The organism is Geomonas diazotrophica (assembly GCF_018919385.1).
GTDB lineage: Bacteria > Desulfobacterota > Desulfuromonadia > Geobacterales > Geobacteraceae > Geomonas > Geomonas diazotrophica.
In genome coordinates, this window is record NZ_JAHLMF010000014.1 from 80318 (window position 1) to 103544 (window position 23227).

The 23227-nt window shown below is 63.5% G+C and carries 25 protein-coding genes and 1 pseudogene; 7 read left to right on the plus strand and 19 right to left on the minus strand.

Annotation, left to right across the window (positions count from 1 at the left end; translation table 11 throughout):
- Window positions 1-48: 48 nt before the first annotated feature.
- A complete protein-coding gene (locus KOM00_RS15650; protein WP_216499870.1) occupies window positions 49-1668 on the minus strand; it encodes an NADP-dependent glyceraldehyde-3-phosphate dehydrogenase in 1620 nt (539 codons plus the stop codon).
- Between the two features lie 226 nt (window positions 1669-1894).
- Here KOM00_RS15650 and KOM00_RS15655 point away from each other — a divergent pair, with 226 nt between their 5' ends.
- A complete protein-coding gene (locus KOM00_RS15655; protein ID WP_216499871.1) occupies window positions 1895-2398 on the plus strand; it encodes a ferritin-like domain-containing protein in 504 nt (167 codons plus the stop codon).
- Between the two features lie 93 nt (window positions 2399-2491).
- Here KOM00_RS15655 and KOM00_RS15660 read toward each other — a convergent pair whose 3' ends face one another.
- Together KOM00_RS15660 and KOM00_RS15665 are read right to left on the minus strand one after the other, a co-directional pair.
- Entirely contained in the window at window positions 2492-2818 is a 327-nt protein-coding gene (locus KOM00_RS15660; RefSeq protein WP_216499872.1) for a type II toxin-antitoxin system HicB family antitoxin, read from the minus strand.
- Window positions 2815-3069, minus strand: a complete 255-nt coding sequence (locus KOM00_RS15665; protein ID WP_216499925.1) for a type II toxin-antitoxin system HicA family toxin — start codon at window positions 3067-3069, stop codon at window positions 2815-2817. The genes KOM00_RS15660 and KOM00_RS15665 overlap by 4 nt, the downstream gene beginning before the upstream one ends.
- Window positions 3070-3248: 179 nt before the next feature.
- Here KOM00_RS15665 and KOM00_RS15670 point away from each other — a divergent pair, with 179 nt between their 5' ends.
- Both KOM00_RS15670 and KOM00_RS15675 read left to right on the plus strand, forming a co-directional pair.
- Window positions 3249-4223 carry a GlxA family transcriptional regulator gene (locus tag KOM00_RS15670; protein ID WP_216499873.1) on the plus strand — a complete coding sequence of 325 codons (975 nt, stop codon included), beginning with the start codon at window positions 3249-3251 and terminating at the stop codon, window positions 4221-4223.
- A 13-nt stretch (window positions 4224-4236) separates the two neighbouring features.
- Window positions 4237-4512 (plus strand): DUF2917 domain-containing protein, encoded by a 276-nt coding sequence (locus KOM00_RS15675; RefSeq protein ID WP_216499874.1) that lies wholly within the window; start codon window positions 4237-4239, stop codon window positions 4510-4512.
- A gap of 7 nt (window positions 4513-4519) precedes the next feature.
- Here KOM00_RS15675 and KOM00_RS15680 read toward each other — a convergent pair whose 3' ends face one another.
- The 14 genes and pseudogenes from KOM00_RS15680 to KOM00_RS15745 form a co-directional block, all read right to left on the minus strand.
- A complete protein-coding gene (locus KOM00_RS15680) occupies window positions 4520-4960 on the minus strand; it encodes an EamA family transporter (RefSeq protein WP_216499875.1) in 441 nt (146 codons plus the stop codon).
- An 18-nt stretch (window positions 4961-4978) separates the two neighbouring features.
- Window positions 4979-6688 carry a hybrid sensor histidine kinase/response regulator gene (locus KOM00_RS15685; RefSeq protein ID WP_216499876.1) on the minus strand — a complete coding sequence of 570 codons (1710 nt, stop codon included), beginning with the start codon at window positions 6686-6688 and terminating at the stop codon, window positions 4979-4981.
- A gap of 179 nt (window positions 6689-6867) precedes the next feature.
- Window positions 6868-7431 carry a manganese efflux pump MntP gene (locus tag KOM00_RS15690; protein ID WP_216499877.1) on the minus strand — a complete coding sequence of 188 codons (564 nt, stop codon included), beginning with the start codon at window positions 7429-7431 and terminating at the stop codon, window positions 6868-6870.
- Window positions 7432-7631: 200 nt separating this feature from the next.
- On the minus strand, window positions 7632-7967 hold the full coding sequence (locus KOM00_RS15695; RefSeq protein WP_216499878.1) for a DUF2845 domain-containing protein: 336 nt from the start codon (window positions 7965-7967) through the stop codon (window positions 7632-7634).
- A 75-nt stretch (window positions 7968-8042) separates the two neighbouring features.
- Window positions 8043-9143, minus strand: a complete 1101-nt coding sequence (locus KOM00_RS15700; RefSeq protein WP_216499879.1) for an ABC transporter ATP-binding protein — start codon at window positions 9141-9143, stop codon at window positions 8043-8045.
- Entirely contained in the window at window positions 9140-9838 is a 699-nt protein-coding gene (locus KOM00_RS15705; RefSeq protein ID WP_216499880.1) for an ABC transporter permease, read from the minus strand. The genes KOM00_RS15700 and KOM00_RS15705 overlap by 4 nt, the downstream gene beginning before the upstream one ends.
- Entirely contained in the window at window positions 9839-10705 is an 867-nt protein-coding gene (locus tag KOM00_RS15710; RefSeq protein ID WP_216499881.1) for a substrate-binding domain-containing protein, read from the minus strand.
- 107 nt (window positions 10706-10812) lie between these two features.
- Entirely contained in the window at window positions 10813-11625 is an 813-nt protein-coding gene (locus KOM00_RS15715; protein WP_216499882.1) for a TOBE domain-containing protein, read from the minus strand.
- A 274-nt stretch (window positions 11626-11899) separates the two neighbouring features.
- A complete protein-coding gene (locus KOM00_RS15720; protein WP_328758648.1) occupies window positions 11900-12745 on the minus strand; it encodes a TIGR04290 family methyltransferase in 846 nt (281 codons plus the stop codon).
- Window positions 12742-13797, minus strand: coding sequence for a CgeB family protein (locus KOM00_RS15725; RefSeq protein ID WP_216499884.1), 1056 nt, complete (start codon window positions 13795-13797; stop codon window positions 12742-12744). Before KOM00_RS15725 ends, KOM00_RS15720 begins: the two co-directional genes overlap by 4 nt.
- Window positions 13794-14123, minus strand: a complete 330-nt coding sequence (locus tag KOM00_RS15730) for a CgeB family protein (protein ID WP_236027009.1) — start codon at window positions 14121-14123, stop codon at window positions 13794-13796. The genes KOM00_RS15725 and KOM00_RS15730 overlap by 4 nt, the downstream gene beginning before the upstream one ends.
- Before the next feature lie 164 nt (window positions 14124-14287).
- A pseudogene (locus tag KOM00_RS15735) lies at window positions 14288-14608 on the minus strand (glycosyltransferase family protein); the annotation flags it as partial.
- Between the two features lie 133 nt (window positions 14609-14741).
- A complete protein-coding gene (locus tag KOM00_RS15740) occupies window positions 14742-15884 on the minus strand; it encodes a glycosyltransferase family 4 protein (RefSeq protein ID WP_216499885.1) in 1143 nt (380 codons plus the stop codon).
- 213 nt (window positions 15885-16097) lie between these two features.
- Window positions 16098-16283: a hypothetical protein gene (locus tag KOM00_RS15745; protein WP_236027010.1), complete on the minus strand. Its 186-nt coding sequence runs from the start codon at window positions 16281-16283 to the stop codon at window positions 16098-16100.
- Window positions 16284-16679: 396 nt separating this feature from the next.
- Between KOM00_RS15745 and treZ the strand changes: the two genes are divergently transcribed.
- Together treZ and KOM00_RS15755 are read left to right on the plus strand one after the other, a co-directional pair.
- Window positions 16680-18557, plus strand: coding sequence for a malto-oligosyltrehalose trehalohydrolase (gene treZ, locus KOM00_RS15750; RefSeq protein ID WP_216499886.1), 1878 nt, complete (start codon window positions 16680-16682; stop codon window positions 18555-18557).
- The gene (locus KOM00_RS15755) at window positions 18554-20593 is read left to right on the plus strand and encodes an amylo-alpha-1,6-glucosidase (RefSeq protein WP_216499887.1); all 2040 of its coding nucleotides are present in this window, start codon (window positions 18554-18556) and stop codon (window positions 20591-20593) included. The genes treZ and KOM00_RS15755 overlap by 4 nt, the downstream gene beginning before the upstream one ends.
- A 63-nt stretch (window positions 20594-20656) precedes the next feature.
- Here KOM00_RS15755 and KOM00_RS15760 read toward each other — a convergent pair whose 3' ends face one another.
- Window positions 20657-20977, minus strand: a complete 321-nt coding sequence (locus KOM00_RS15760) for a BON domain-containing protein (protein WP_216499888.1) — start codon at window positions 20975-20977, stop codon at window positions 20657-20659.
- A 169-nt stretch (window positions 20978-21146) separates the two neighbouring features.
- Between KOM00_RS15760 and KOM00_RS15765 the strand changes: the two genes are divergently transcribed.
- On the plus strand, window positions 21147-21563 hold the full coding sequence (locus KOM00_RS15765; protein WP_216499889.1) for a hypothetical protein: 417 nt from the start codon (window positions 21147-21149) through the stop codon (window positions 21561-21563).
- Here the strand turns inward: KOM00_RS15765 and KOM00_RS15770 are convergent.
- A complete protein-coding gene (locus tag KOM00_RS15770) occupies window positions 21560-22222 on the minus strand; it encodes a uracil-DNA glycosylase family protein (RefSeq protein ID WP_216499890.1) in 663 nt (220 codons plus the stop codon). The two genes, KOM00_RS15765 and KOM00_RS15770, sit on opposite strands and share 4 nt — an antisense overlap.
- 46 nt (window positions 22223-22268) lie before the next feature.
- Between KOM00_RS15770 and KOM00_RS15775 the strand changes: the two genes are divergently transcribed.
- Window positions 22269-23177 carry a zinc dependent phospholipase C family protein gene (locus KOM00_RS15775; RefSeq protein ID WP_236027011.1) on the plus strand — a complete coding sequence of 303 codons (909 nt, stop codon included), beginning with the start codon at window positions 22269-22271 and terminating at the stop codon, window positions 23175-23177.
- Window positions 23178-23227 lie beyond the last annotated feature (50 nt).

The following is a 23227-nucleotide window of genomic DNA, read 5'->3' on the forward strand; positions in this document are numbered from 1 at the left end:
GGCAGCAGGGCCGAGTGCGCCGGCGCCAGGATCCGCAAAGCTGATCGATCAGAGAATGTAATCCGTTGAGAGGAAGTGGGACTTTCTCTCCTTCACGATCCCGGTGATGATGTCGCGGTTGGCGTCGGTCTCCCGCGCCGCCACGACGATCCGGATCGAGAATACGCGCAGGGCGTCGGCGACGGACTGGGTCCCCTCGGCGGAGTTCTTGCGGCCGTTGAAGGGGAAGCTGTCGGGGCTTCTCTGGCACTTGCTGTTGATGTTGATGCGGCAGACCTGGTTCACCAGGGCGTCGATCAGTTGGGAGAGCTGCTCCTCGTTCCTGCCGAAGATGCTCGCCTGCTGGCCGTAGTTGGATTGCACCACGTAGTCGATGGTCTCCTTCAGGTCGTCATAGACCACGACCGGGACCACCGGCCCGAACTGCTCCTCGTGGTAGACCCGCATCTGCGGGGTCACCGGGTAGAGCAGGGCCGGGTAGAAGAAGGAGCCGCTCCGCGTGCCGCCACCGGGGTTCACCACCCGGGCGCCGTGCGCCTCGGCGTCGCGCAGAAGCCCCTCCAGGTATTCCGGCTTTTCCGGTTCGGGAAGCGCCGTGATGGCGACACCCTCCTGCCAGGGGACCCCGCACTTGAGCGCCGCGATACCCTGCGCCATCCCCTCCAGGAACCGCTGCGCGGTCTTTCTGTGCACGAAGATGATCTTCAGCGCGGTGCAGCGCTGGCCGTTGAAGCTGAGCGCACCCGAGAGGCACTCCTCGACGGCGAGATCGAGGTCCGCGTCGGGGAGGATGATGGCCGGGTTCTTGGCGTCGAGCCCCAGCACGCAGCGCAGCCGGTGCGGGCGGGGATGGCTCGCGCGCAGGGCGTCCGCGACCTTGCTGGTGCCTATGAACCCCAGGACGTCGACGCGGCCGGTGGCCATGAGCGGGGGGAGCACCACCTCGCCGTCGCCGTACACCGTGTTCACCACGCCGGCCGGGAAGCAGTCGCGGAAGGCGGCCAGAAGCGGCTCGAAGAGGAGGACCCCGAAGCGGGGGGGCTTGAGGATGATGGTGTTCCCCATGACCAGCGACGGGATCAGCGTGGTGAAGGTCTCGTACAGGGGGAAGTTGTAGGGCCCCATGCAGAGCACGACCCCCAAGGGCGCGCGGCGGATCTGCCCGATGATCCCCTGCTGGATCACGAAACGGGAGGAGACCCGGTCCAGCTCCTTGAGCGCCTCGACGGTGTCCTTCAGGTAGGCGAGTGCGCGATCGAATTCGGCCTCGGCCTCCTTGAGAGACTTGCCGATCTCCCACATGAGGAGCTTCACCACCTCGCTGCGCTTTTCCTTCACGGCGCGGCTGAAGCAGGTTACGCAATGGATGCGCTCCCCCACCGACATGGTGGGCCAGGCTCCCCGACCGTTGTCGTAGGCGTCAACGGCGACGTCGAGCGCCTCGAGCGAGGCGGCGACGGAAAGGGCAGGCGCCTCCCCTACCCTCTGCGCCTCGGGATGCGCGCCGTTTAGCACCCGCACCGGCGAGAGCACCTCCTGCATGGGGCCTTCCCAGCGGCGCAGTTCGCCGCCGATCAGGTAGTAGTCTTGGCGGATCGGGTTTTCTATGTGGTACGGGGCGGGGATTTCCTGCGGCAGCGGGGACAGACCTGCGATCTTCTTCTTCACTTTGCCTTCCTTACTGACAGACGTAATTGCCGGATTCAGCTCCGGTCTCCGGGTGACGCCAAGCGTCACTCACAGCTATACGCCAACATAAAAGAAGGGTCAACCTGTTTGATGGTTGTCGCGTTCTACAGACCGTACCGATTGCGCAATGACAAAGCGCCAGTATACTCCTTTGGGTCTGAACGTTTTTGACAGTGGCACTACAATCGGAAAAGGAGATCTGGATATGGGATCAAAGGGACGTGAAATAGTCGGCATGAACGTCGATGAACTCCTTACACTGCTGAACCGCGCCTTCTGCGACGAGTGGTTCGCCTACTACCAGTACTGGCTGGGCGCGAAGCTGGTGAAGGGGCCGATGAAGGACGCGGTCGGAGCGGAACTTTTGGTGCACGCAACCGAGGAGCTGGCCCACGCGGACCTGGTGGCGCTGCGCATCATCCAGCTCGGGGGAACCCCGGTCACCAAGCCGGAGGAGTGGTACAAGTTCACCAACTGCGGCTACGATGCGCCGGACGATCCTTTCGTGAAGACCATCCTGGAGCAGAACATCAAGGGGGAGCAGTGCGCCATCGGCGTGTACAAGAAGCTCCTGGACCTGACCCGCGAGAAGGACCCGGTCACCTACAACATGGTGCTCACCATCCTTCAGCAGGAGGTCGAGCACGAGGAGGACCTCCAGGCGCTTTTGGAAGACTACGACCTGCTGATCGGGGCGATGAAGGGGTAGTCCCCTAGTTCATGCACCGGTAAGAAAAAAGCCCCGTCCATGCTGGCGGGGCTTTTGTTTTTTCTCAGCCGAAACAGCAGAGGAGCTATACCTTCACGAAACTTTTGAAAAGACTTCGGCGGCCCACTGGTTCAGGCTCATGCCATGGGCCTCTGCCATCATTGCGGCACGGGCGTGAACCTCGGGGGGAAGCCGCAGCATGACTTTCCCTGAATAAGGCTTGTGAGGTGCCCTCTTTAGTTTCTCACAGGTTGCAAGATAGTCGTCCACGGCCTCCTCGAATGCCAGCCGCAGTGCCTTTACAGATTCTGCGTGAAAGCCAATGACGTCCTTGATGCCTGCGATGCGGCCAATGAAACAGGCATCTTCATCGCTGTACTCGATCCTCGCTGCATATCCCCTGTACGTCATAGTGCTCATGGTTTGACTCCTGCATTTTCCAGGAAAGCTCTCGCGTCCCTAACTTGGTACGGCTTCGCCTCCTTTGCCGGGTGAGGCCGGTGAAAAGTGGCAACAACACCATTGAGAAAGAAACGGACCCGGGACCCGCCCCCTTCGATGGTTTGCGCACCTAGCGCTATGAACAATGCCTCGATGCGGCGCCATTCCAGACCCGAAGGGACAGGATGTATAAAAATAGCTTCTAGGGTTTGGCGATGGCTTTTGTTCATGACGTTAGCATACTTGAGCCAGGCCAGGGTTGCAATCACAAAGTGATATCACTTGCTCCTTTTCCGATACGGTTCAACATGCAAAATGGCAGGATCTGCGGCTTCGTTGTCCTTGAAAGGTGAGCCGGTGTTGTGCAATGATCCCGACAGGCTAGCGGGAAGCAGGAACGGGAGGTGCCATGAACGGGACAATCATCATAGCGGTCGCCGCTTACGAAGGGGCGGAACTTCTGGACGTCACAGGACCGATCGAAGTCTTCAACATGCTGAACCGCTGCCTGGCCGAATCCGAGCCGCAGCGCCCGGGGTACCGCATCGTCATCCTGGCGGAAAAGGCGGGACCGTTTTGCACCTGCCCGGGAGTGCGCATCGTCGCGGACCACGCATGGGAGGATCTGCCGGAACAGGCGGACACCATACTGGTGCCCGGGAGCCCGGATGACGCGCTGGAGCGGGCCATGAAGGAGCAAAGGTTGCTGTCCTGGCTCGCCGCGCAGGGACCGCACGCACGGCGCCTCGTTTCGGTCTGCACCGGTTCGCTTCTTTTGGCAGAGGGGGGACTCTTGAAGGGAAAACGCGCCACGACGCACTGGCTCGACCTGGACCGGCTGCGCAACTACCCGGGGGTTCATGTGGAAAACGACGCCATCTACACGCGCGACGGGAAGGTGGCTACCTCGGCCGGGGTGACCGCGGGTATGGATCTGGCGCTCGCCCTGGTAGAGGAGGATTTCGGCAGGAAGACGGCACTCGCGGTGGCAAGGCGCCTGGTGATGTTCCTGAAAAGGCCCGGAGGCCAGGCCCAGTTCAGCACACAGCTCAGGGCCCAGATGGTCGAGGGGGGGCAGCTCGCACCGCTGCTCGCCTGGCTCAGGGAAAACCCGTGCGACAAGGCGACTGTGGAGGATCTGGCACAGCGGGCGGCGATGAGCCCGCGCAACTTCGCCCGGGTGTTCCTGCGGGAGACCGGGAAGACACCGGCCAAGTATCTGGACCAGCTCCGGTTGGAGCGCTCGGTCGCGTTGCTGGAAGAGACCACCCTGCCGCTGGAACGGGTGGCCCGGGAAAGCGGCTTCACCTGCGCCGAACAGATGCGGCGCGCCTTCGTCCGGGAGATGGGAGTCACCCCCCTCGCCTACCGGACGCGCTTCTGACGAGGAGGTTCACATGCGATATCTGCTGGCCAAAGGGGAAGTGGTAACGATCAAGGCCGACGACGCCGTCGAGTCGCTCGTTCTGGTCGCCGGAGAGGTATGGCTGACCCGCTCCTCGGACACCCGCGACTACTGCCTCAAGGAGGGGCGACGCCTGACGGTGGCCCGGGGCGAGACGCTGATCATCGAGGCCCTTGCCCCCTGCACCCTGGCCATCACCTGCCGGGAACTCCGCGCCGGCTTGCGCATCACCATGGCTTGGCACCGCACCTCCCCCCGCACAGCCTGAGCTCAGCTCACCCCTTGACCGCCGGGGCGACCGGCCAGCTGATGATGAGCACCCCGAGGATGCAGGTCGCGATCCCCACGAGCCGCAGCCAGTGCATCTCCCCCCCCAGGAACCAGTAGGAGAGCAGCAACACCAGGGCGGACTGGCAGCCGATGATGGCCAGGGCGTACCCCGCGTTGGCGCTCGAGGAGGTGGCCAGGAACATGGCCCAGTTGCCGAGCACGCTGCAGGCTCCCGCCGCAAGGAGCAGGGGCACGGCGGATTTCCAGGCCGGCCACATCCCCCAGTCCCCGGCCGACCACGCTGCGAAGCTGACCGTGAGCACCAGCGAGAGCACCAGCATGGAGAACTGGACCGAAACGCCGCGTTTGACGGCTGCGGTCATGAACAGCACCATGAAAGCGAAGCTCACCAGCGCGGTGAGGGCCTGGGTTACGTAGTTCCACATGGCTGACCTCCTTTTGTGCTACGAAGAGCCTCTGCGCTCCAGTACCTGCCGGATGGTCCGCCCCAGGGTCCTCATGGTGTAGGGCTTCATAAGGCAGGCCCGGATGCCGTGCTCGGCATCCTTTTCATCGACGGTCTCTTTGAACCCGGTGCAGAGGATGACGGGAACGTCGGGTCGCAAAGCCGTGATCTCCCGCGCCAACTCCCTTCCGGACTGCCCCGGCATGGTGAGGTCGGTGATCACCAGGTCGAAGCCGTACGGTTCGGCCCGGAACAGATCGAGGGCGCCCGCGCTGCTGATGGACGTGACCACGCTGTAACCCAGATTCTCCAGGATCCCCTGCCCCAGGACGGTGAGGGATTCCTCGTCGTCCACGAACAGGATCCGCTCGTTCCCCTGCAGCAGTTGCTCCGGCACTTCCTCCTCGCGCTTGATCTCCAGTGAGACCGCCGGGAGAAAGACCTCGAAGCAGGTGCCCGCCCCCGGCTCGCTGTGCACCGCTATCGCGCCGCCGTGGTTCTTGACGATCCCCTGTACCACGGCGAGACCGAGGCCGGTCCCCTCGCCTGCAGGCTTGGTGGTGAAATAAGGATCGAAGATCCGCTCCAGTACCCGGTTTTCCATGCCGCGACCGGTGTCGCGCACGCAAAGATGCAGGTGTTCCACGGGATCGAGGAAGGGAAAAGGGGCGAGCTGGGGAGAGCCGGGCGGTACCACCCGGAGCGACACGGTCATGCGCCCACCGTTGGGGAGCATGGCGTGGGCCGCGTTGGTGCCGAGGTTCATCAGCACCTGGTGCAACTGCGTGGGGTCGGCGAATACCTTGTCCTCATCGGGGGGTACCTCGACCTCCTTGATGATCTCGATGGAGGCGGGGAGCGAGGAGCGGAGCAGGCGGCAGGCGTCGTCGAGGATGGCAACCAGGTGCACCGCCTTTCTTTCCTGCTCACTGTGCCTGCTGAAAGTGAGGATCTGGCGCACCAGGTCCGCCGCCCGCTGCGCCGATGTGAAGACCTGCTCCATCTCCGAGCGTCCCACCCCACCTTCCGGCACCTTGTGCAGCACCATGTCCGTGAAGCCGAGGATGGAGGTGAGGATGTTGTTGAAGTCGTGGGCGATGCCGGCGGCCAGCGTCCCGATCGCCTCCATCTTCTGCGCCTGGCGCAGTTCTTTCTCGGTCCTGCGCAGCTCCGCCGTCCGTTCCTCGACCCGCTTTTCAAGCAGATCGTTCGCCTCCAGGACCGCCCGCGTCGCCACCTCGGCCCGTTCCTTGGCCTCCACCAGCTCCTCGGTCCGTTCGCGTACCAGTTCCTCCAGGTGGTCCCGGTACTTGATCAGCTCGGCCTCGGCCACCTTCTGCTCGGTGATGTCGGTACCGCTCCCTATCCAGCGCACGATGCGACCTTTTTGATCCTTCTGCGGGACCGCCCGGGACAGCACCCAGCGGTATTCCCCGTCGAAGCGCCGGTTACGGTGCAGACAGCTGTAGGGCTCTCCCGTCGCGAGGGAGTGCTGCCACTTTTGCGCGGTGATGGCAACGTCGTCGGGATGGATGATGCTGCGCCACGGTTCCGGGTCGGGCTCCCCGGGAACGAGGCCGTTGAACTCGTACCAGCGCAGGTTGGCGAAGTCCTGGGCGCCGTCGGGCGTGGCGGTCCAGACGATCTGGGGGATCGTATCGATGATGAAGCGATAGAGTTTTTCGGTAGGGTGGAGAGTATCGGTCACTCGGCCCTCTGTTACAGACAAACTCTTACATAGGGATCAGACGAGCGGCTACTGGTGTTGGGAAAATATACAGAGCTTTTAGGACAGTTCAAGCCTCTTTCTTTGTTTATTGATGATGAAGCAGAGGCATTGACTGAAAGATACAGAGGCGCCGGGGTAGGAACCTTGCAATCGCCATCTCACTTCAAAAGAGTGTGCTCCAGGAGAATCTTGAGCCCTATCAGGCAGAGCACCACGCCGCCGCAGACCTCTACCCGCCTGCCCCAGTTATCGCCCAGCCTGCGCCCCAGGAGCATCCCGGCGACGGTCAGCACGCCGGCAACCAGGCCGATGATCACCGAAGGAACCCATACGCTCACCCCGATCATCGCCAGCGACAGCCCGACGGCGAAGGCGTCGATGCTGGTGGCGACCGAAAGCATCACCATGGTGAGCCCCTTGGTCGGGTCCGACGGGGAAGCGTCCTCCTCCTCTTCGAAGGCCTCGACGATCATCCTTCCGCCGACGTAGGCCAGGAGGCCGAAGGCGATCCAGTGGTCATAGGCGGTGATCCATTTCTGGACCGTGAGGCCGAGCAGCCACCCCGCGATGGGCATGAGCGCCTGAAACAGGCCGAAATGGAAACCGAGCCGGAACAGGTGACGGCCGGTGATCGGGTTGAGCACCGCCCCCGTGGCCAGGGCCACCGCGAAGGCGTCCATGGCCAAGGCCAGGGCGATGCCGAAGATGCTGATCCAATCCATTAAGACTCCACTTTCTTTAAACGTTCCTGACCGGATACAACAGTCACGCCTCCGCGCGCGGCAGCGCCGGGGGGAGTTGTGCATCCTCCCTCCCCCTGGGCATAGCAACCGCGTGACGACATAGCCGATGGCAGCGCCCTCCCCCGGCCTGAGCCCTCCCTCACCCGGGGGAGAGGGGATGGGACGAGACCGGGGTGTGGCTAATAGCCGTAATCGAGACTCTGGATGCGGGAGACCCGGCCGTCCTGCAGCTCCAGTTGGTACTGGAACTCGTTGGGGCCGAAGTTGAAGATCCAGTTGTCGACGATGATGTTGGTGATACTCCTGGTCGGGCCGGACTGCTCCTTCTGCACCACCTTCTTGGAACTTTGACTGGTCGTGGCGGGTTGGCCGCACTTGGCGAGCACCTCCCCAGCGGAGTCCCCGACGGACACGATGCCGCCTTTGCAGCGCACGGTCTCGCTGTCGGCAAACGCGGGGGCGGACAGCATCACGACGGCAGACAACGCGGCGGTCAGGTGAAAGGCTGTTTTCATCTCAATCCTCCTGATGCTCCTGTTGGCAAAACAGATAGGAATATAAGGTACAAGCGATATTTTGCAAAGCGCTAATTACGCGGCGCGCCTGCGGATGAGATGGACGGAGGTGGCCTTGAAGGAGGCGTAAACCTCCTTCCCCTCGCACAGTTCCAGCTTGGCGAAGGACTCGCGGGTCACGTAGGCGGTGAGCATGAAGCCGCAGTCGAGCCTCAGTTTCAAAAAGGGCCCCATCGAAGAAACCTCGACCACCCGGCCGGGATAGAGGTTGCGGGCGCTGGTTTTGGGGTCGGGGTGGCTGACGCTCACGGTGACGTTTTCCGGTCGGATGCAGCAGTAGACCTGCGCGCCCGGCCGTTCGTCCCCCACCGTGTCGACCTCGCGACCCGCCACCTGTACCGCGATCTGCTGCTCGTGATTGCTTTTGACCTCCCCCTCGAGGATCGTTTCCATACCGACGAAGTTGGCCACGAACTCGTTGACCGGGTGGTTCATGACCGCGGCCGGCGTCCCCTGCTGCACGATGCGGCCGCCGTTCATCACCACGATGCGCTGCGACATCCTGAGCGCCTCGGACTGGTCGTGGGTGACCAGGATGGCGGCGATCCCCCGGTCCCGGATGATCCGGTCCATGTCCTCGGTGAGCGCCTGCCTGGTGGGAGGGTCGAGGTTGGCGAAGGGCTCGTCGAAGAAGATCACCTCGGGTTCCACGGCGAAGGCGCGGGCCAGGCTCACGCGCCGGGCCTCACCGCCGGAGAGTTTGCGCGCCGAGCGCTCTGCCATGTGACCGAGGTTGAAGCGCTCCAGGTAGCTGGCGACCCGCTTCTTGATCTCGCCGCGCCCCATTCCCCGAAGCTTCAGGCCGCTTGCCACGTTGTCGAAGACGGTGCTGTCGAAAAGGAGCGGGTCCTGCAGCACCATGGCGGTGCGGCGGCGCAGTTCCAGCCACTGCGAACTGGACGCGACGGTGCTCCCCCGGTAGCAGACGGAACCGCTTTGACGCTTCATGAGCCCCATAAGCGACAGGAGCAGGGTCGACTTTCCCGCACCGTTTGGGCCGATCAGCGAAACGAATTCATTTTCGGACAAAGAAAAAGAGGGTATGTCGAGTACGGTCACGCCGCCTCGATCAACCCTCAGCTCTTTCAGGTCGAGCACGTTTTGCGGCTTCGTCATCTGGGCCTTTCCCGCTGCTGGATGTAGGTGAGGAGGTAATTGACGGCGAAGCAGAATAGCAGAAGTATCACGGACAGGGCAATGGCCATGTCGAAATTCCCCCTGCCGGTCTCCATGACGGTCGCCGTGGTGAGCACCCGGGTGTACCCCCTGACGTTGCCCCCTACCATGATGGAGGCGCCCACCTCGGAGATCACCCCGCCGAAGCCGGCCATGACCCCCGCCATGAGCGGCAGCCGTGCCTCCTTGATCAGCATCCAGACCAGCTGGGTCCGCGTGGCGCCCAGGGCCAGGATCTGCAGCCTGAGGCTGGCCGGGAGGTTCTGCATGGCGCCGATGGTGACCCCCATGACGATGGGAGTCGCGATCACGGTCTGCGCGATGACGATGGCGGTCGGGGTGTACAGGAGCTCCAGGTACCCCAGGGGACCGTTTCTCCAGAGCATGATGGAGACGAAGAGGCCCACCACCACCGGCGGCAGCCCCATGCCGGTGTTCACCACGCTGACCAGGATCTTCTTGCCGGGGAAGCTGGTGAGCGCCACCAAGGTCCCCACGGAAAGACCGATCAACAGCGAGAAGAGCGTGGCGAGCCCGGAGACCTTGAGCGACAGCAGGGCGATGCCCAGCACCTCGCGATCAAACGACGCGAGGAGCTGGAACGCCTTTGTCAGACCTTCGAGGATCACGTCCATTTACAGCCCCAGGGACTCCGGTTTCTTGCCTGCATCCGGGAAGAAGAGCGGGGAGCCGAACTCCTTCTTGCCGAAGGTGGAGATGATCTCCTGGGTCTTCTTGGAGACCATGAAGTCGGCGAAGGCCTTGGCGCCGGCATTGTTCACCTTGGGCCACTTGGCCGGGTTCACCTCGATGACGTGGTAGATGTTGAGGAGCTTGGGCTCACCCTGGACCATGATCTCGAGCCCCAGGTGCGCCTTCTTGTTGAGCGCCAGGTAGGTGCCGCGGTCGGCCAGCAGGTAACCCTTCTTCTCGGCGGCGACGTTCAGGGTCTCGCCCATGCCCAGGCCGGTCTGCTGGAACCACTTCTGCCCTTCCGGGTTGATGCCGGCGGCCTTGAAGAGCCCCTTCTCCTTGGCGTGGGTACCGGAGTTGTCACCCCTGGAGAGCCACAGGGCGTTGCTCTTGGCGATGGTCTTCAACGCGTCTGCCGCGGTCTTGGCGCCGCGGATCCTGGCCGGGTCGTTGGCCGGTCCCAGGACGATGAAGTCGTTGTGCATGACGAGCTTCCTGTTCACGCCGAAGCCGTCGGCCATGAATTTTTTCTCCGCATCCGGGGAGTGCACCAAGAGCACGTCGGCCTCCCCCTTCTCGCCCATCTTCATGGCCTGGCCGCTCCCGACCGAGATGGTCTTCACGAAATAGCCGGTCTGCTTCTCGAAGATCGGGATCAGCACGTCCAGAAGGCCGGAGTCCTGGGTGGAGGTGGTGGTGGCCAGGATCAGGTTCTTCTGCTGAGCCCCCCACCCGGTGGAAACCGTGGCGACCAGGCTGAGCAGGAACAGGACAACAAAAAGGGGCAACGTTCTGAAAATTTTGGACATCGTCAAACTCCTTCTTTTTGATTTACCTAATTGCGTCAAGCGTTATGGTGCTTTCGCTACAGCGGTTAACCTTAAAAAGGGGAACGGCGAACCGCCCCCCAATCGCTTCAGCTCACCCCGAGGATGACGCTGGAGGCTTTGAACAGGGTGCAGGCGTGCGAGCCGACCTTGAGCCCGAGGCTCGTGCCGCTGTCATGGGTGATCACGGCGCTTATAGTGTTGCCGCCCCCCACTTCCACGTCGACCTCGGTGGAAACGGGCCCTTCCACGATCTTGGCGACGGTGCCGCACATGACGTTGCGGGCGCTGATCTTCGCGTCGTGCAGGTCGGAGCCGACCATGACCGAGCTCGCCTTGATGATGGCGTAGGCCGAGCTCCCCTCCTTGAGGGCAAGGTTCTCGACGGCTCCGTTGGTGATGACGGCGACCAGCGGCGCGCCGCCGGTGAGCACCAGGGTCACCTCCGCGTTCACCGCCCCCTTGGTGATCTTGGCGATGGTTCCGGACAGGACGTTACGGGCACTTACTTTCATGGATATCCTCCGTAAAAGCTGGTAGAGACTCGCACTGTCGCCGAGCCTTCCCTCGAGATTCTCCAGGAACCGGCGATGTTCTTCCTGGAGCACGCCGTACTGCTGGACCACTTCCTTCCCGTAGGCGGTGAGGGTCGTCCCCCCGCCGCCCCGCCCGCCGGTCACCCGCTCCACCAGCGGCTTTTCGGCGAGGTTGTTGATCATGTTGACCAGGTCCCAGGCGTTCTTGTAGCTGATGCCGACTGCCTTGGCCGCCTTGGTGATGGAACCAAGCTCGTCGATCTTCTGCAGAAGCGCAATCCGGTCCAGCCCCAGGAACTTCTGCTCATCCTTGTGAAACCAGAGAGCCCCTTCGAGCTCAATGCCGCGTTTTGTGCCACGACTCAATTCACACCTCGTTCAGGAGCAGAGACTGTGACAAGTTCCTCACAGGGATCTGCCGATGTCTGCCCAAGTATACGATCATATCAGTGAGAGTAAAGCCGGCCCCTGACAGCGACTGACACATCTCCCACGCCATCCCACCAGTCGGATTATCGTTATATCATAAACACCATAGCGTAGACAAAAAAAGTGAGAACCCGTCCCGTATACCTTTTTTCACACAAAAGATCGGGTGGTTAAAGGACCAGAAATGGCGATGCCGCCGGGTGACACCGGCTCATTCGCCGGCGTTGGTAGCGGAGAGGAATTCCGAGCGGTTCCAGGTGGTCATGCAGGAAGGGTGCGCCGGGTCGGGATGGCAGAGGTAGATCTCGTCACCGGGATAACCGGCGACCTTCAGTCCGGCCGAACGGAGCATCGCCTCGACGCCGGCGTGGTTCGCGATCCACCAGTTGGTCGGGTCCCCGGCGAAGCGTTCCTCGATGAAGGCCATCTTGGGCCACCCCACGCCCAGCAGCGCGTCCCGTTCGTTGATCCAGAAGTCGGCCTGCCCGGCGACCTCCCGGCCGGGCATGGTGATGGTCTGGAACAGCATCATGCCCGCCGTCTTCTGCGCCACGATGTCGAGTGCCAGCATCGGGTAGCGCAGGTGGTAGAACACCCCCATGAACAGGACCAGGTCGAACTTTCCCTTCACCCGCGCCAGGTCGTAGACCTGCATCTGCCGGAACTCCACCAGGTCCTGCAGGGCGTACTGTCCGGCCGCCCAGTTTGCCTGGTCCAGATAGTGGCTGTCGCAGTCGATGCCGAGCACCCGGGCGCCGCGGCGCGCCAGCTCGAACGAGTAAAAGCCCGCGTTGCAGCCGATGTCGAGGGCACTCCACCCGGTCAGGTCCTCCGGGATGCAGCCCGCGATCTCGCGCCACTTGAAACCGGGGAAGTCCCCCAGGGAATGATCCGGGGCCGTCTCGGTCCCGTCGGGCAGGTGCAGGTTGTGGAACCAGGGGGAGAGTTCTCCGATGTCGTCTTCCAGCGTTCTCGGTTTGGCGTGGGTCATGCGGGCACCTCGATTTCGTTTTACTCGCCGGGACAGGGGCTCGGCGGGACCGGGGCGACGAGTCACAGTGTGGCCAGGTACTCCTCCAGTTCCTCGGCGCGGCAGGCGGCCGAGTGGGACCGCAGCACACGGGTGCGGGCGCGCTCCCCGATGGCGCGGCGCTCCTCGTCGGGGAAACGCTGCAGGATACGCAGCATCTCCTGGCTGCCGGAAGCGAGCAGGATCTCCTTTTCCGGCACGAGGAACTGCTCCAGTCCCGGCCACCGGTCGCTCACGATGGGGACCGCGCAGGCGGCGGCCTCGAAGAGCCGGACGCTGGGCGAATAGCCGGCCACCTGCATCTGCTTCCTGGTCAGGTTCAGGGTGAAACGCTGCGAACAGTAGAACTCGCTGTGGCACTCGGGGGGGAGATGCTCGATGCGATGCGTGTTCTTTGGCCACGTGAGGTCCGAGGGGTACTGCGCCCCGGCGACAACGAAGCGCCCTTTCTCCCATGAGGCGGCGGGCCGGCAGAGCAGCTGGTCCAGGCCGGGCTGGCGGTCGCGGCTGTAGGTGCCGAGATAGCCGAGGTCCCAGCGCGGGGTGATCTGCATCGGGTAATGCACCATGGGATCGACCGAGCAGTACAGGGCGCGCGCCGCCCGCGAACCGTAGTGGCGCTCGATGTGATCCAGGGTCGGTCCGCCGGTGAAGGAGAGGTAGAGGTCGTAACAGGGGATGAGGTCCTCGCTGAGGTACTGGCACTCACCACGGGCCAGGGCGGCCAGGGTCACCGTGGTGTCGATGTCGTAGAAGGCCTTGATCCCCTTGGCGTGCTTGGATACCCACTTCCCCACTTCGATCCCCTGGTAGACGTAGGAGCCGACGATGACGCAGTCGGCGTCGCTGATCTCGGGACCGTACTCGGCCAGCAGTTCGTCCAGCGACCTGTATATCAGCGTGTTGCAAAAGGGGGGCTCGGGGAGGTCGCGGTGGGTCTCGTACCACTGCGCGTCCCGCTCCAGGAACAGGATCTCGTGGCCGCGCTTGTCCATCTCCCGCAACAGCCCGCGGTAGGTGGTGGCGTGGCCGTTGCCCCAGGACGAGGTGATGGACAGACCGAAGACGACGATCTTCATGGTGCCCCCCCGATGTACGCCCGGCGGATCGGGCCGCAGGCGAAGATCTCCTGGAACTGCCTGGCACGGTGCGCGTAGGTATGGGAAAGAAAGAATTCCTCGACCCGGTGCTCCCGGTCCGGCAGGCGGTTGCCCAGAAAGGAGAGGTCCGCCTGGAACCGCGGCTCCGGCGGGACGGGGAAGTGGGCGTCGGGTTCGTAAAAGGTGATGCGGTGACCCAGGCGGGAGAGCGCCCGCACCATGCCGCGGTAGTAGGTGGCTGCGCCGTTCCAGTAGGCGGAGACCAGGCTCGAGGCGAAGAAGGCGATGGTAAGAGGAGCAGCCATGGTGGTTCCTTTCAGGAAAGAAGTTACGCAAAGCCACGCGAAACAGGCGCGAAGTGGGCGAAGAAAGCTTGTCCTTTTTACCCAAAAAGCTCTCTTTCCGTTCTTAGCGGTTTCTCCGCGTTTCTTTGCGCTGCCGCCTTTAAAGCGGCTGGGAGAGAAGCGCTTTACCCTCCAATGCCGAGCTCGCGGCAGATGGTCAGCAGCTCCTGGACGCGGTGGCGACAGGTATGCCGGGCCAGGATGGTCTCCCGGCCGTGGTCTGCCAGGCTCTGCGCCCGCTCCGGGTCTTGCAAAAGGGCTTGCATCTGCCGCTCCATCTCCTTGCCGTCCCGGGCGTAGAGAAGATCTGCGCCATCGGTGAAAAGCCGGTCGCTGTCGATCCAGGGCGCCGACAGCAGCGGGATACCGCAGGCCAGGGCCTCGAAGGGGCGGATGGTGGGTATCCCCGGCAGCGACTCCAGGTAGGGGCGGTGCGGGATGTGGACCGTTCTCCGGCTCGTAGACCGTCACCCGGTGCCCGAGCTGCCCAAGCTCCGTGACGATGCCCCGCAGGAAATGGGCGTTGCCGTGGTTCCAGTCGGACAGGATGGAGTGGTAAAACATCACGATGCGCATGATTCAGCGTACCTCCGGTGGAGTCGTGCCGCAGAGCCGGGCGTACAGGGAGAGATAGCCGGCGGTCATCCTGGCGGCGGAGAAGCTGCGGCTTCTCTCCAGCGCCTTCTCCCTGAGGCTCGCCTGACGGTTGCGGTCGGCGCAGAGCGCGCACAGCTGCTTTTGCAGCTCCAAAGCCGATTCGGGATCCACGAACAGGGCAGCCCCGTCCCAGAGCTCGCGCAGGCTGGGGATGTCCCCCAGTACCAGGGCGCAGCCGGAGAGGGCCGCCTCCAGGACGGTGAGCCCGAAGGGCTCGTAGCGCGCCGGGAGCACGTAGATGGCGGCGGCGGTGTACCAGGGGGCCAGCGACTCAGGCTCCAGGAAGCCGAGCCGGTTCACGCCGTCGACGTTGGCCGCCCCGCCGCCGGGCTGGTTGATCTCCCCCGCCACGTACACCGGCCAGGGGAGGTCGTAGGCGTTGCGCACCAGGGCGCCGATGTTCTTGGCCTCGTCCCAGACCCTCCCAACGGAGAGGATGAAATCCTCCTTCCTGCCGGGGCGGAACCTGGTGCGGCCGCGGGCGTTGTAGACCACCTGCGCGTCGGGAAGCGGCAGGTAGAGCCTCCTGATGCACTCGAGCATCGCCGAGGAGGGCGCGGCAACCAGGTCCGCCGCGGCCAGCCCACGGGCGACCCGGACCCGGTATCCTTCCAGCCGCTGCGGTGCCTGTTCGCCGCGCACCGCCTCCCACCAGGAAAGGACGCAGGAGTGGGCCACCACCAGGCAGGGGGTGCGCCAGGGGAGCGCCGCGTGGACGTAACCGTTTAGGTGCACGAGGTCCGGCTTCAGCTCCGCCTCCAGGGAGAGGAGCCAGTCGCCGCTCATTTCCACGTCGGCCCAGGGATCATCCATCCACTCCAGCCGGTAGCCGCTCTCGAACAGCGTGACGTTCGCCTCGTCGGCCACCTCCCGGCGCTGCCCGGGGGAAAGAGGCCGCCCCATGGTGGCGAGGGCGATGCGCACCCCGTGTGGGGCCAGGCCGCGGCTGAGCTCCAGGGCGTAGTTCCAGACCCCGCCGATCGGATCGGCGGTCATCAGTATCAGCCCCGGCGCGTTCGGGGGGGCGTGCTGGCTTGCTCCTGTGGTGGGAACCGCATTGTTCATGAATAAAAAATCCCGGCTGCACCCTTGTTGAACAAACACCCGAAATATTAGCTCCTAACGCCTTGCCATCTCATGAGTCCGTGATGCCGCTCCGGTAAAGGGACACCCGTCCCCTTCGCCTTCCTCCGCGGGAAGGGCACCGCTCAAGAGCCGCCCGGCGCGGCTTATCGTCTTATCTGTGTATCGACGTATCTATTTACCAGTTTACCTTTGTTACCTTCCGTTGGCCGCGTCGAGCACCTCGGCCACCCGGACCAGTTGCTCCGCCTGAGGATCGAAGGCGCCCCCTCCTAATCTGAGCTGACGCGCCCAGGCCACCGCGCACCTCCCTCCCCAGTCGTCCGGGGGAGCGGCGATGGTCTCGGCAGCCGTGCCGCGGAAGCGCTCGGCCACGAACAACCATGGCCGCCGGGTGGAAACCGATGAAACCGCCCCCCGTGACAAGAACGCTCCCTGCCAAAAGCTCCTCCCCTCAAGCGGTTAGACCTTTGCGGTAGCGGTCATCTAATTAGACAAAAGTTTATTGATTTAAATTAATAAAACCCAATACTAGCAGTGACGGATTTTCTGTCAAACTCCCCGCACAAAAAAATCGCATTTTTCTCCAGTAAGATGGCGGACATGTCCCCTCCCCGGCACATGATCGGCTTTTCAGTTGCGTCAATCGGCCCCCCTCGGCACGGGAAGCCGAGGCACATGAAGGATGCCCCCCGCCCAATCGGTTTTAAAATTCGCGGAGTGTGTTATTTTAGAGCGTGTTAATTTTTTCTGACAGTAACGGCGTCGGAGGCGGCGATGACTGCAATGCAGAGAAGGGTACCCATCGGGGCGGAAACGGTACCGGGAGGGGTGCACTTCAGGGTCTGGGCGCCCGGCCACCGGGAAGTCGAGGTGGTGCTCGAAGGCACCCCGACGCCGCAGGCGACGGCGCTCTCCCCCGAGGAAGATGGATATTTTTCCGGCTTCTGCAGCGAGGCGAAGGTCGGCTCGCGCTACCGCTACCGCCTGGACGGCGCGGATAGCTTTCCTGACCCTGCTTCCCGCTTCCAGCCCGAGGGCCCCCACGGCCCCTCCCTGGTAGTGGATCCGGCGAGCTTCACCTGGAGCGACGAGGGGTGGCCCGGCGTGGAGCGCGAGGGGCAGGTCATCTACGAGATGCACCTGGGGACCTACACCATGGAAGGGACCTGGCGCGCCGCAGCGGAACAGCTCCCTGCGCTCAAGGAACTGGGAGTCACCCTGGTCGAGGTGATGCCGGTGGCCGACTTCCCCGGCAGATTCGGCTGGGGGTACGACGGGGTGAACCATTTCGCCCCCACGCGGCTCTACGGAGAGCCGGACGACATGCGCCGCTTCGTGGACCGCGCCCACGCCCTGGGGCTCGGCGTCATGCTGGACGTGGTCTACAACCACTTCGGCCCCGAGGGAAACTACCTGGCTCATTTTTCCGAATTCTATTACGGGGCGAACGAGAGCGATTGGGGCAAGGTGATGAACTTCGACGGCAGGCACAACGCCCCGGTGCGCGAATTCTTCATCGCCAACGCCGCCTACTGGATCGACGAGTTTCACCTGGACGGCCTGCGTTTCGACGCCACCCATGCTATCATAGACAACTCGGACATCCACATCCTGGGGGACATCACGCGCGGCGCCAGGGAATCGGCCAAGGGGCGCAGGTTGCTCCTGGTGGCGGAGAACGAGGGGCAGGACTACCGCTGCCTGCGCCCGAGGGAGGAAGGGGGCTTCGGCATGGACGCGGTCTGGAACGACGACTTTCACCACAGCGCCCACGTGGCCCTTACCGGGTACCACGACGCCTACTACTCCGAGTACTTAGGCTCCCCCCAGGAGATGATCTCCTGCGCCAAGTGGAGCTACCTCTACCAGGGGCAGTTCTATTTCTGGCAGGGGAAGCGTCGCGGCTCCCCCACCCTCGGCATCAGCCCGAACAGCTACATAAACTACATCCAGAACCACGATCAGATCGGGAACTCCGCCTGGGGGACCCGGATCGACAGGCTCACCAACCCGGCCGCCCTGCGCGCCATGACCGCGGTGCTCTTCCTGCTCCCCCAGACCCCGATGATCTTCCAGGGACAGGAATTCTCCGCCAGCGCCCCCTTCCTTTACTTCGCCGACCTGAGCAGCGAGACCTCGCAGCAGGTCCACGCCGGGCGCATCGAGTTCCTGAAGCAGTTCACCAACGTCGATTCCCCCGAGGTGATCGACACCATCGACAAGCCCTACGAGCTGGAAACCTTCCAGCAGTCCCGCATCGACCTCAGGGAGCGCGAGCGTCACCACAAGGTCTACGCGCTCTACCGCGACCTGATCAGGCTGCGGCGCGAGGATCCCGTCTTCAACCGCGGCTACGCCTGCCACATCGAGGGGGCGGTGTTGGGGAGGGGAGGCTTCCTGCTGCGCTACTTCCTCGGCGAGGAGCAGCGCCTGTTCCTGGTCAACCTGGGGCGGGAGCTGCACCTGGCGCCCATCCCGGAGCCGATGCTGGCGCCACCGCTTGGCTGTACCTGGGAAATGCTCTGGAGCAGTGAAAAGGTGGAGTTCGGCGGTTCCGGGACACCGAAGCTCGACATGGAAAAATTCTGGCGTCTGCAGGGATATGCGGCACTGGTGCTGATTCCGGTCCCCGAGGGAGGTAACGAACCATGACCACGGTAACGCGGGAATACCGTCTCGACCGGCACGACGAGGAACTGAGGACACGGCAGATGCTGGAACAGGAGTGGCTTTTGACCAACGGCCTTGGGGGGTACGCCTCGGGGACGGTCTGCGGGGCGCTGACCCGGCGCTACCACGGCCTGCTCATCGCGGCCTACCCTTCGCCGATGGGGCGCATCGTGATGCTGAACCGGCTCACCGAGGCGATCAGGTTCCCGGACGGGAGCATGGTCCGCTTCGGCGGGGACCAGAAGGAGTCGGGGCTCGAGTTCCACGGCATGGAGTACCTGACCGGCTTCAGGCTCGAGGACGGCCTCCCGGTCTGGCGCTACAAGGTGAACGGTACCGTGATCGAGAAGCAGCTGGTCATGGTGCACCGCCAGAACACGGTGCACCTGATCTACCGCCTCCTCTCCGGCGAGAAGATGGTGCGCCTCAAGCTGCAGCCCTACCTGCAGTTCCGCCCCCACGACGCCTCGGTCGACGTCGCCTCGGACGATCCCTACATGTTCACCGCGGTGCAAAACCGCTACCAGATCGCCTCCGGCGCCAATTCGCCCCAACTGAGGCTGGTGATCAACGGCGGCAGGGGGAACTTCACCCTGGAGGAAAAGCACAATACCGACATCTTCTACGACGTGGAAAGCGCCCGGGGGTACGATTCCCTGGGAACCCTCTGGACCGCCGGCTACTTCGCCGTAGATCTCGGCATCGGGCAGGACGCGGCCCTCACCGCCTCCACCGAGACCTGGGAGACCATCGCGGCCCTCTCGCCGGCGGCAGCCCTCGAGATGGAAAGGGAACGGCGCCGGCTCCTTTTGGCCGCGGCGGACCCCAGGGCGCGCCAGGGGCTTCCCGCCGAGCTGGTGCTCGCCACCGACCAGTTCATCATCACCCCGGCAGGGCGCCACAAGGACAGCGTGCGCGCCCACGCCATGGGGGACGAGGTCTGCACGGTGATCGCCGGCTACCACTGGTTCACCGACTGGGGGCGCGACACCATGATCTCGCTTGAGGGGCTCACCCTCGCCACCGGCCGCCACACCGAGGCGGGGTGGATCCTGCGTACCTTCGCCCACTACGTCAAGAACGGCCTGATCCCCAACCTCTTCCCGGAGGGGCAAAACGAGGGGCTCTACCACACGGCGGACGCGAGCCTGTGGTTCTTCCACGCGCTGAGCCGCTACCTGGAATACACCAACGACCGGGCCACGCTGAACATGATCATGCCCCAGATGCGGGAGATCATCGACCGGCACCTCTCCGGCACCAGCTTCGGCATCGGGGTCGATTCGAGTGACGGACTCTTGAAACAGGGGGCAGAGGGATACCAGCTCACCTGGATGGACGCCAAGGTGGGGGACTGGGTGGTCACGCCACGCCGGGGGAAGGCCGTGGAGCTGAACGCGCTCTGGTACAACGCCCTGCGCCTTATGCAGCAGTGGACCGAGCAGCTGGGGGACGAGCGGTACTCGCGGCAGCTCGGTACCTTTGCCGACCAGAGCTACCGCTCCTTCAACCAGCGCTTCTGGTACGCCGACGGGGGCTACCTCTACGACATCGTGGACGGCGAGCTGGGCGACGACAACGCCTGCCGCCCCAACCAGCTCTTCGCCATCTCGCTCCCCTTCCCCGTGCTGGAGCGGGACCGCTGGCCACAGGTGCTGGAAACGGTGCGTCAGCGCCTGCTGACGCCGGTGGGGCTGCGCACCCTCGCCCCTGGACACCCCGACTACAAGACGACCTACCACGGCGACCTCAGGGCCCGCGACGCCGCCTACCACCAGGGGACCGTCTGGCCCTGGCTCATCGGCACCTTCATCGACTCGTGGATGAAACTCTACCCGGACCAGGTCGGCGCGGCGCGCAGCTTCCTGGACGGCCTGGTGCAGCAGTTGAACCAGCAGTGCATCGGCTCCATCAGCGAGATCTTCGATGCCGAGCACCCCTACAACCCCAGGGGGTGCATCGCCCAGGCCTGGAGCGTGGCGGAGATGCTCCGCTGCTGGCTCAAGACGGCGCAGTGACGCAGAGTCCATCACTGACAAGCAAAAAGCCCCCTCCCTTTTGGGAGGGGGCTTTTTTTGCCCCTACTTGGTGATAAGGTCGTTCTTCACTTCCTTCACCCCCTTGACGCCGCGGGCGATTTCACCTGCCCGTCTCGCGTTCTCAGCCGAATCCACGAAGCCGCTCAACTGCACCACCCCCTGGTAGGTGGTGACGTTGATCTGGAAGGTCTTCAGCGCCAGTTCGTCGAAGATGGCGGCCTTGACGCGGGTGGTGATGGCCGCGTCATCCACGTACTCCCCTGCGGTTTCGTGCTTGGTCGTGTGGGTGTGGGTGCAGCCGACGAAGCAAGTGAGCAGGCAGGCACAGACAAGGACCGTGATGATGCGCTTTGTTTTTGCCATGACGATCTCCTTTCTCGCAGATAATTTGTCAGCCGGAAACCGGTTAAGGATAACCAATCAAACAGGGGAGTCAAGAACCTGCAGCGGGGCACATTTGAATTTTCCAATCACGAATTTATACTTGGCGGGTGGTGTGAGGGGGAGAAAACAGTGTCGATGGAGGTGATTTATGAAGCAGGTGTTACTGATACTTTTTCTGCTGCTGGTGGTCGGGACGGACCAGGTGATGGCAGTGGACGCCTCCATCTGCAACCCGGGCTCGGACATCCTCTACTATCCCAACGGGGATCTGAAGTCGTGCAACCTCAAGGACAGCACCAGGCTGAGCGGCGTGACCTGCAATCAGCTTTCCAACGCCGAGTTCTACGAGCTGGGGATGCTGAAAAGCTGTGTCACCAAGAATTTTTTCAACTATGAGGGGTTGATCTGCAACGAGTACAGCGCAATCAGCTTCTACGAATCGGGCAAACTGGAAGGGTGTGTCCTGGCCACGCGGGCTGAGGTGGACGGCAAGATGTGCGTGGAGCAGCAGCCGATCACCCTGTTCGAGACCGGCAAGTTGAAATCCTGCAGCGCGCCGCGCTAGGCGGCCCCCGCCAGGCGGCGCATCACCAGCTTCATGTCCTCCCAGACGTGGCGTTTGAGCGCCTCGTCGGCCAGGAGACTTTCCGGGTGCAGGGTCGGCATCACCGCCCTCCCCCGGACGTCCTGCAAACTGCCGCGCACCTGCTCCAGGGTTGCCTCCCCCCCAAGCAGCAAACGGGTTGCCTCTTCCCCCAAGGCGACCACCACCTCCGGCTCCACCGCAGCGATTCGCTGCGCCACCTCTCGGGCGACTGCCGCGGAATCCCCTGCACTATCGAAGCTGACCAGGCAGACCTGGTCGGTCCGGAACTTCATGGCAACTACGATCTTCGCCAGGAGCTCGCCGGCCGCACCCGCGAAGCCACCTCCGCTCATGAGGAAGAGAAGACGGGCGTGCGGGTCACCCTCCTGGCGGCAGAAAGGTGCGGCTGTCTCGTCGGTCCCGGCGGGAGGCGCGGAAACGGCGGCAGGAGACGGGGCGACAGGCGCAGACGGCGCGGCGGCCAAAGCCACGGCTGTAGCCGCGGTGGCTGACGCTGGAGGCGCCACGGTCGGGGTGAGGGCGCCGAAAGCGAGTTCATCCAGACCGCTGTCGGCCAAGTCCGTCAGGTACCCCTTCAGCGAGCGTAACAGCAGCTCCCGCTCCTCCATCTCCGCCATCCTAAACCCCTTTACATTTCCGGTTTCATTAACTATGCTCGAAGGCATGCCGCTTTTACTTCTCGTCACATCCCTGCTGGTCTTTGCGCTCCCTGAACAGGCCCTCGCCTGGGGGGCCGGCGTGCACCTTCAGCTCGGCATGAACGTGCTGAACAACCTGGACGCCCTGAAGCCGGCCGTTGCCGCCATCATCTCGGCACATCCCTACGATTTCCTCTACGGCACCATCGCCGCCGACATCACCCTGGGCAAGAAGTTCACCCACTACCTGCAGCACTGCCACCGCTGGCGCATCGGGCACCGGGTCCTTGACAAGGCGGGCGATCCCGCCCAGCAGGCCTGCGCCTACGGCTACCTCTCCCACCTGGCCGCGGACTGCATCGCCCACAACTACTACGTCCCCTACAAGGTCATGCGCAGCTTCTCGTCGCTGACCCTGAAGCACGCCTACTGGGAGATGCGCTTCGAGAACTACGTGGAAAAGGAGATCTGGGAGACCGCAAAGAAGGTTTCGCTGGAACATTTCAGCAGCAACGACCAGTTACTGCGCAAGGTCCTCTCGGATACCATCTTCTCCTTCGGCACCAACAAGAAGATCTTCAACTCCATCCTGCTGGTGAGCCGCCTGGAGAAGTGGCAGAGCATACTGCAGACCCTGTCCGACACCTCGCGTTACGCGCTCGAGGAAAACGACCGGGAGGAGTACATGCAGCTGGCCCAGGAAGCCGTTTTCGACTTCCTGAACAACGACGACTCCTCGCGCTTTTTCCACGCCGATCCGACCGGTGAAAGGGCGCTGGCGGCGGCGGAAGCGGTGCGCAAGAACCTGCGGCTTTTGTACCGTACCGGCAAGATCACCAAGCAGCAGGCCTACGCCGAGCTCGACGAGCTGAAGCTGAAACTCAAGGAAGCGATCTGCGAGCCGGAACTGCTGCTGCAGATCCTCTCGAAGTAGCACCCTCTCGAAGCAGCTCCCTCCGCTTCTACTCCCTTCCCCGAAGGGGG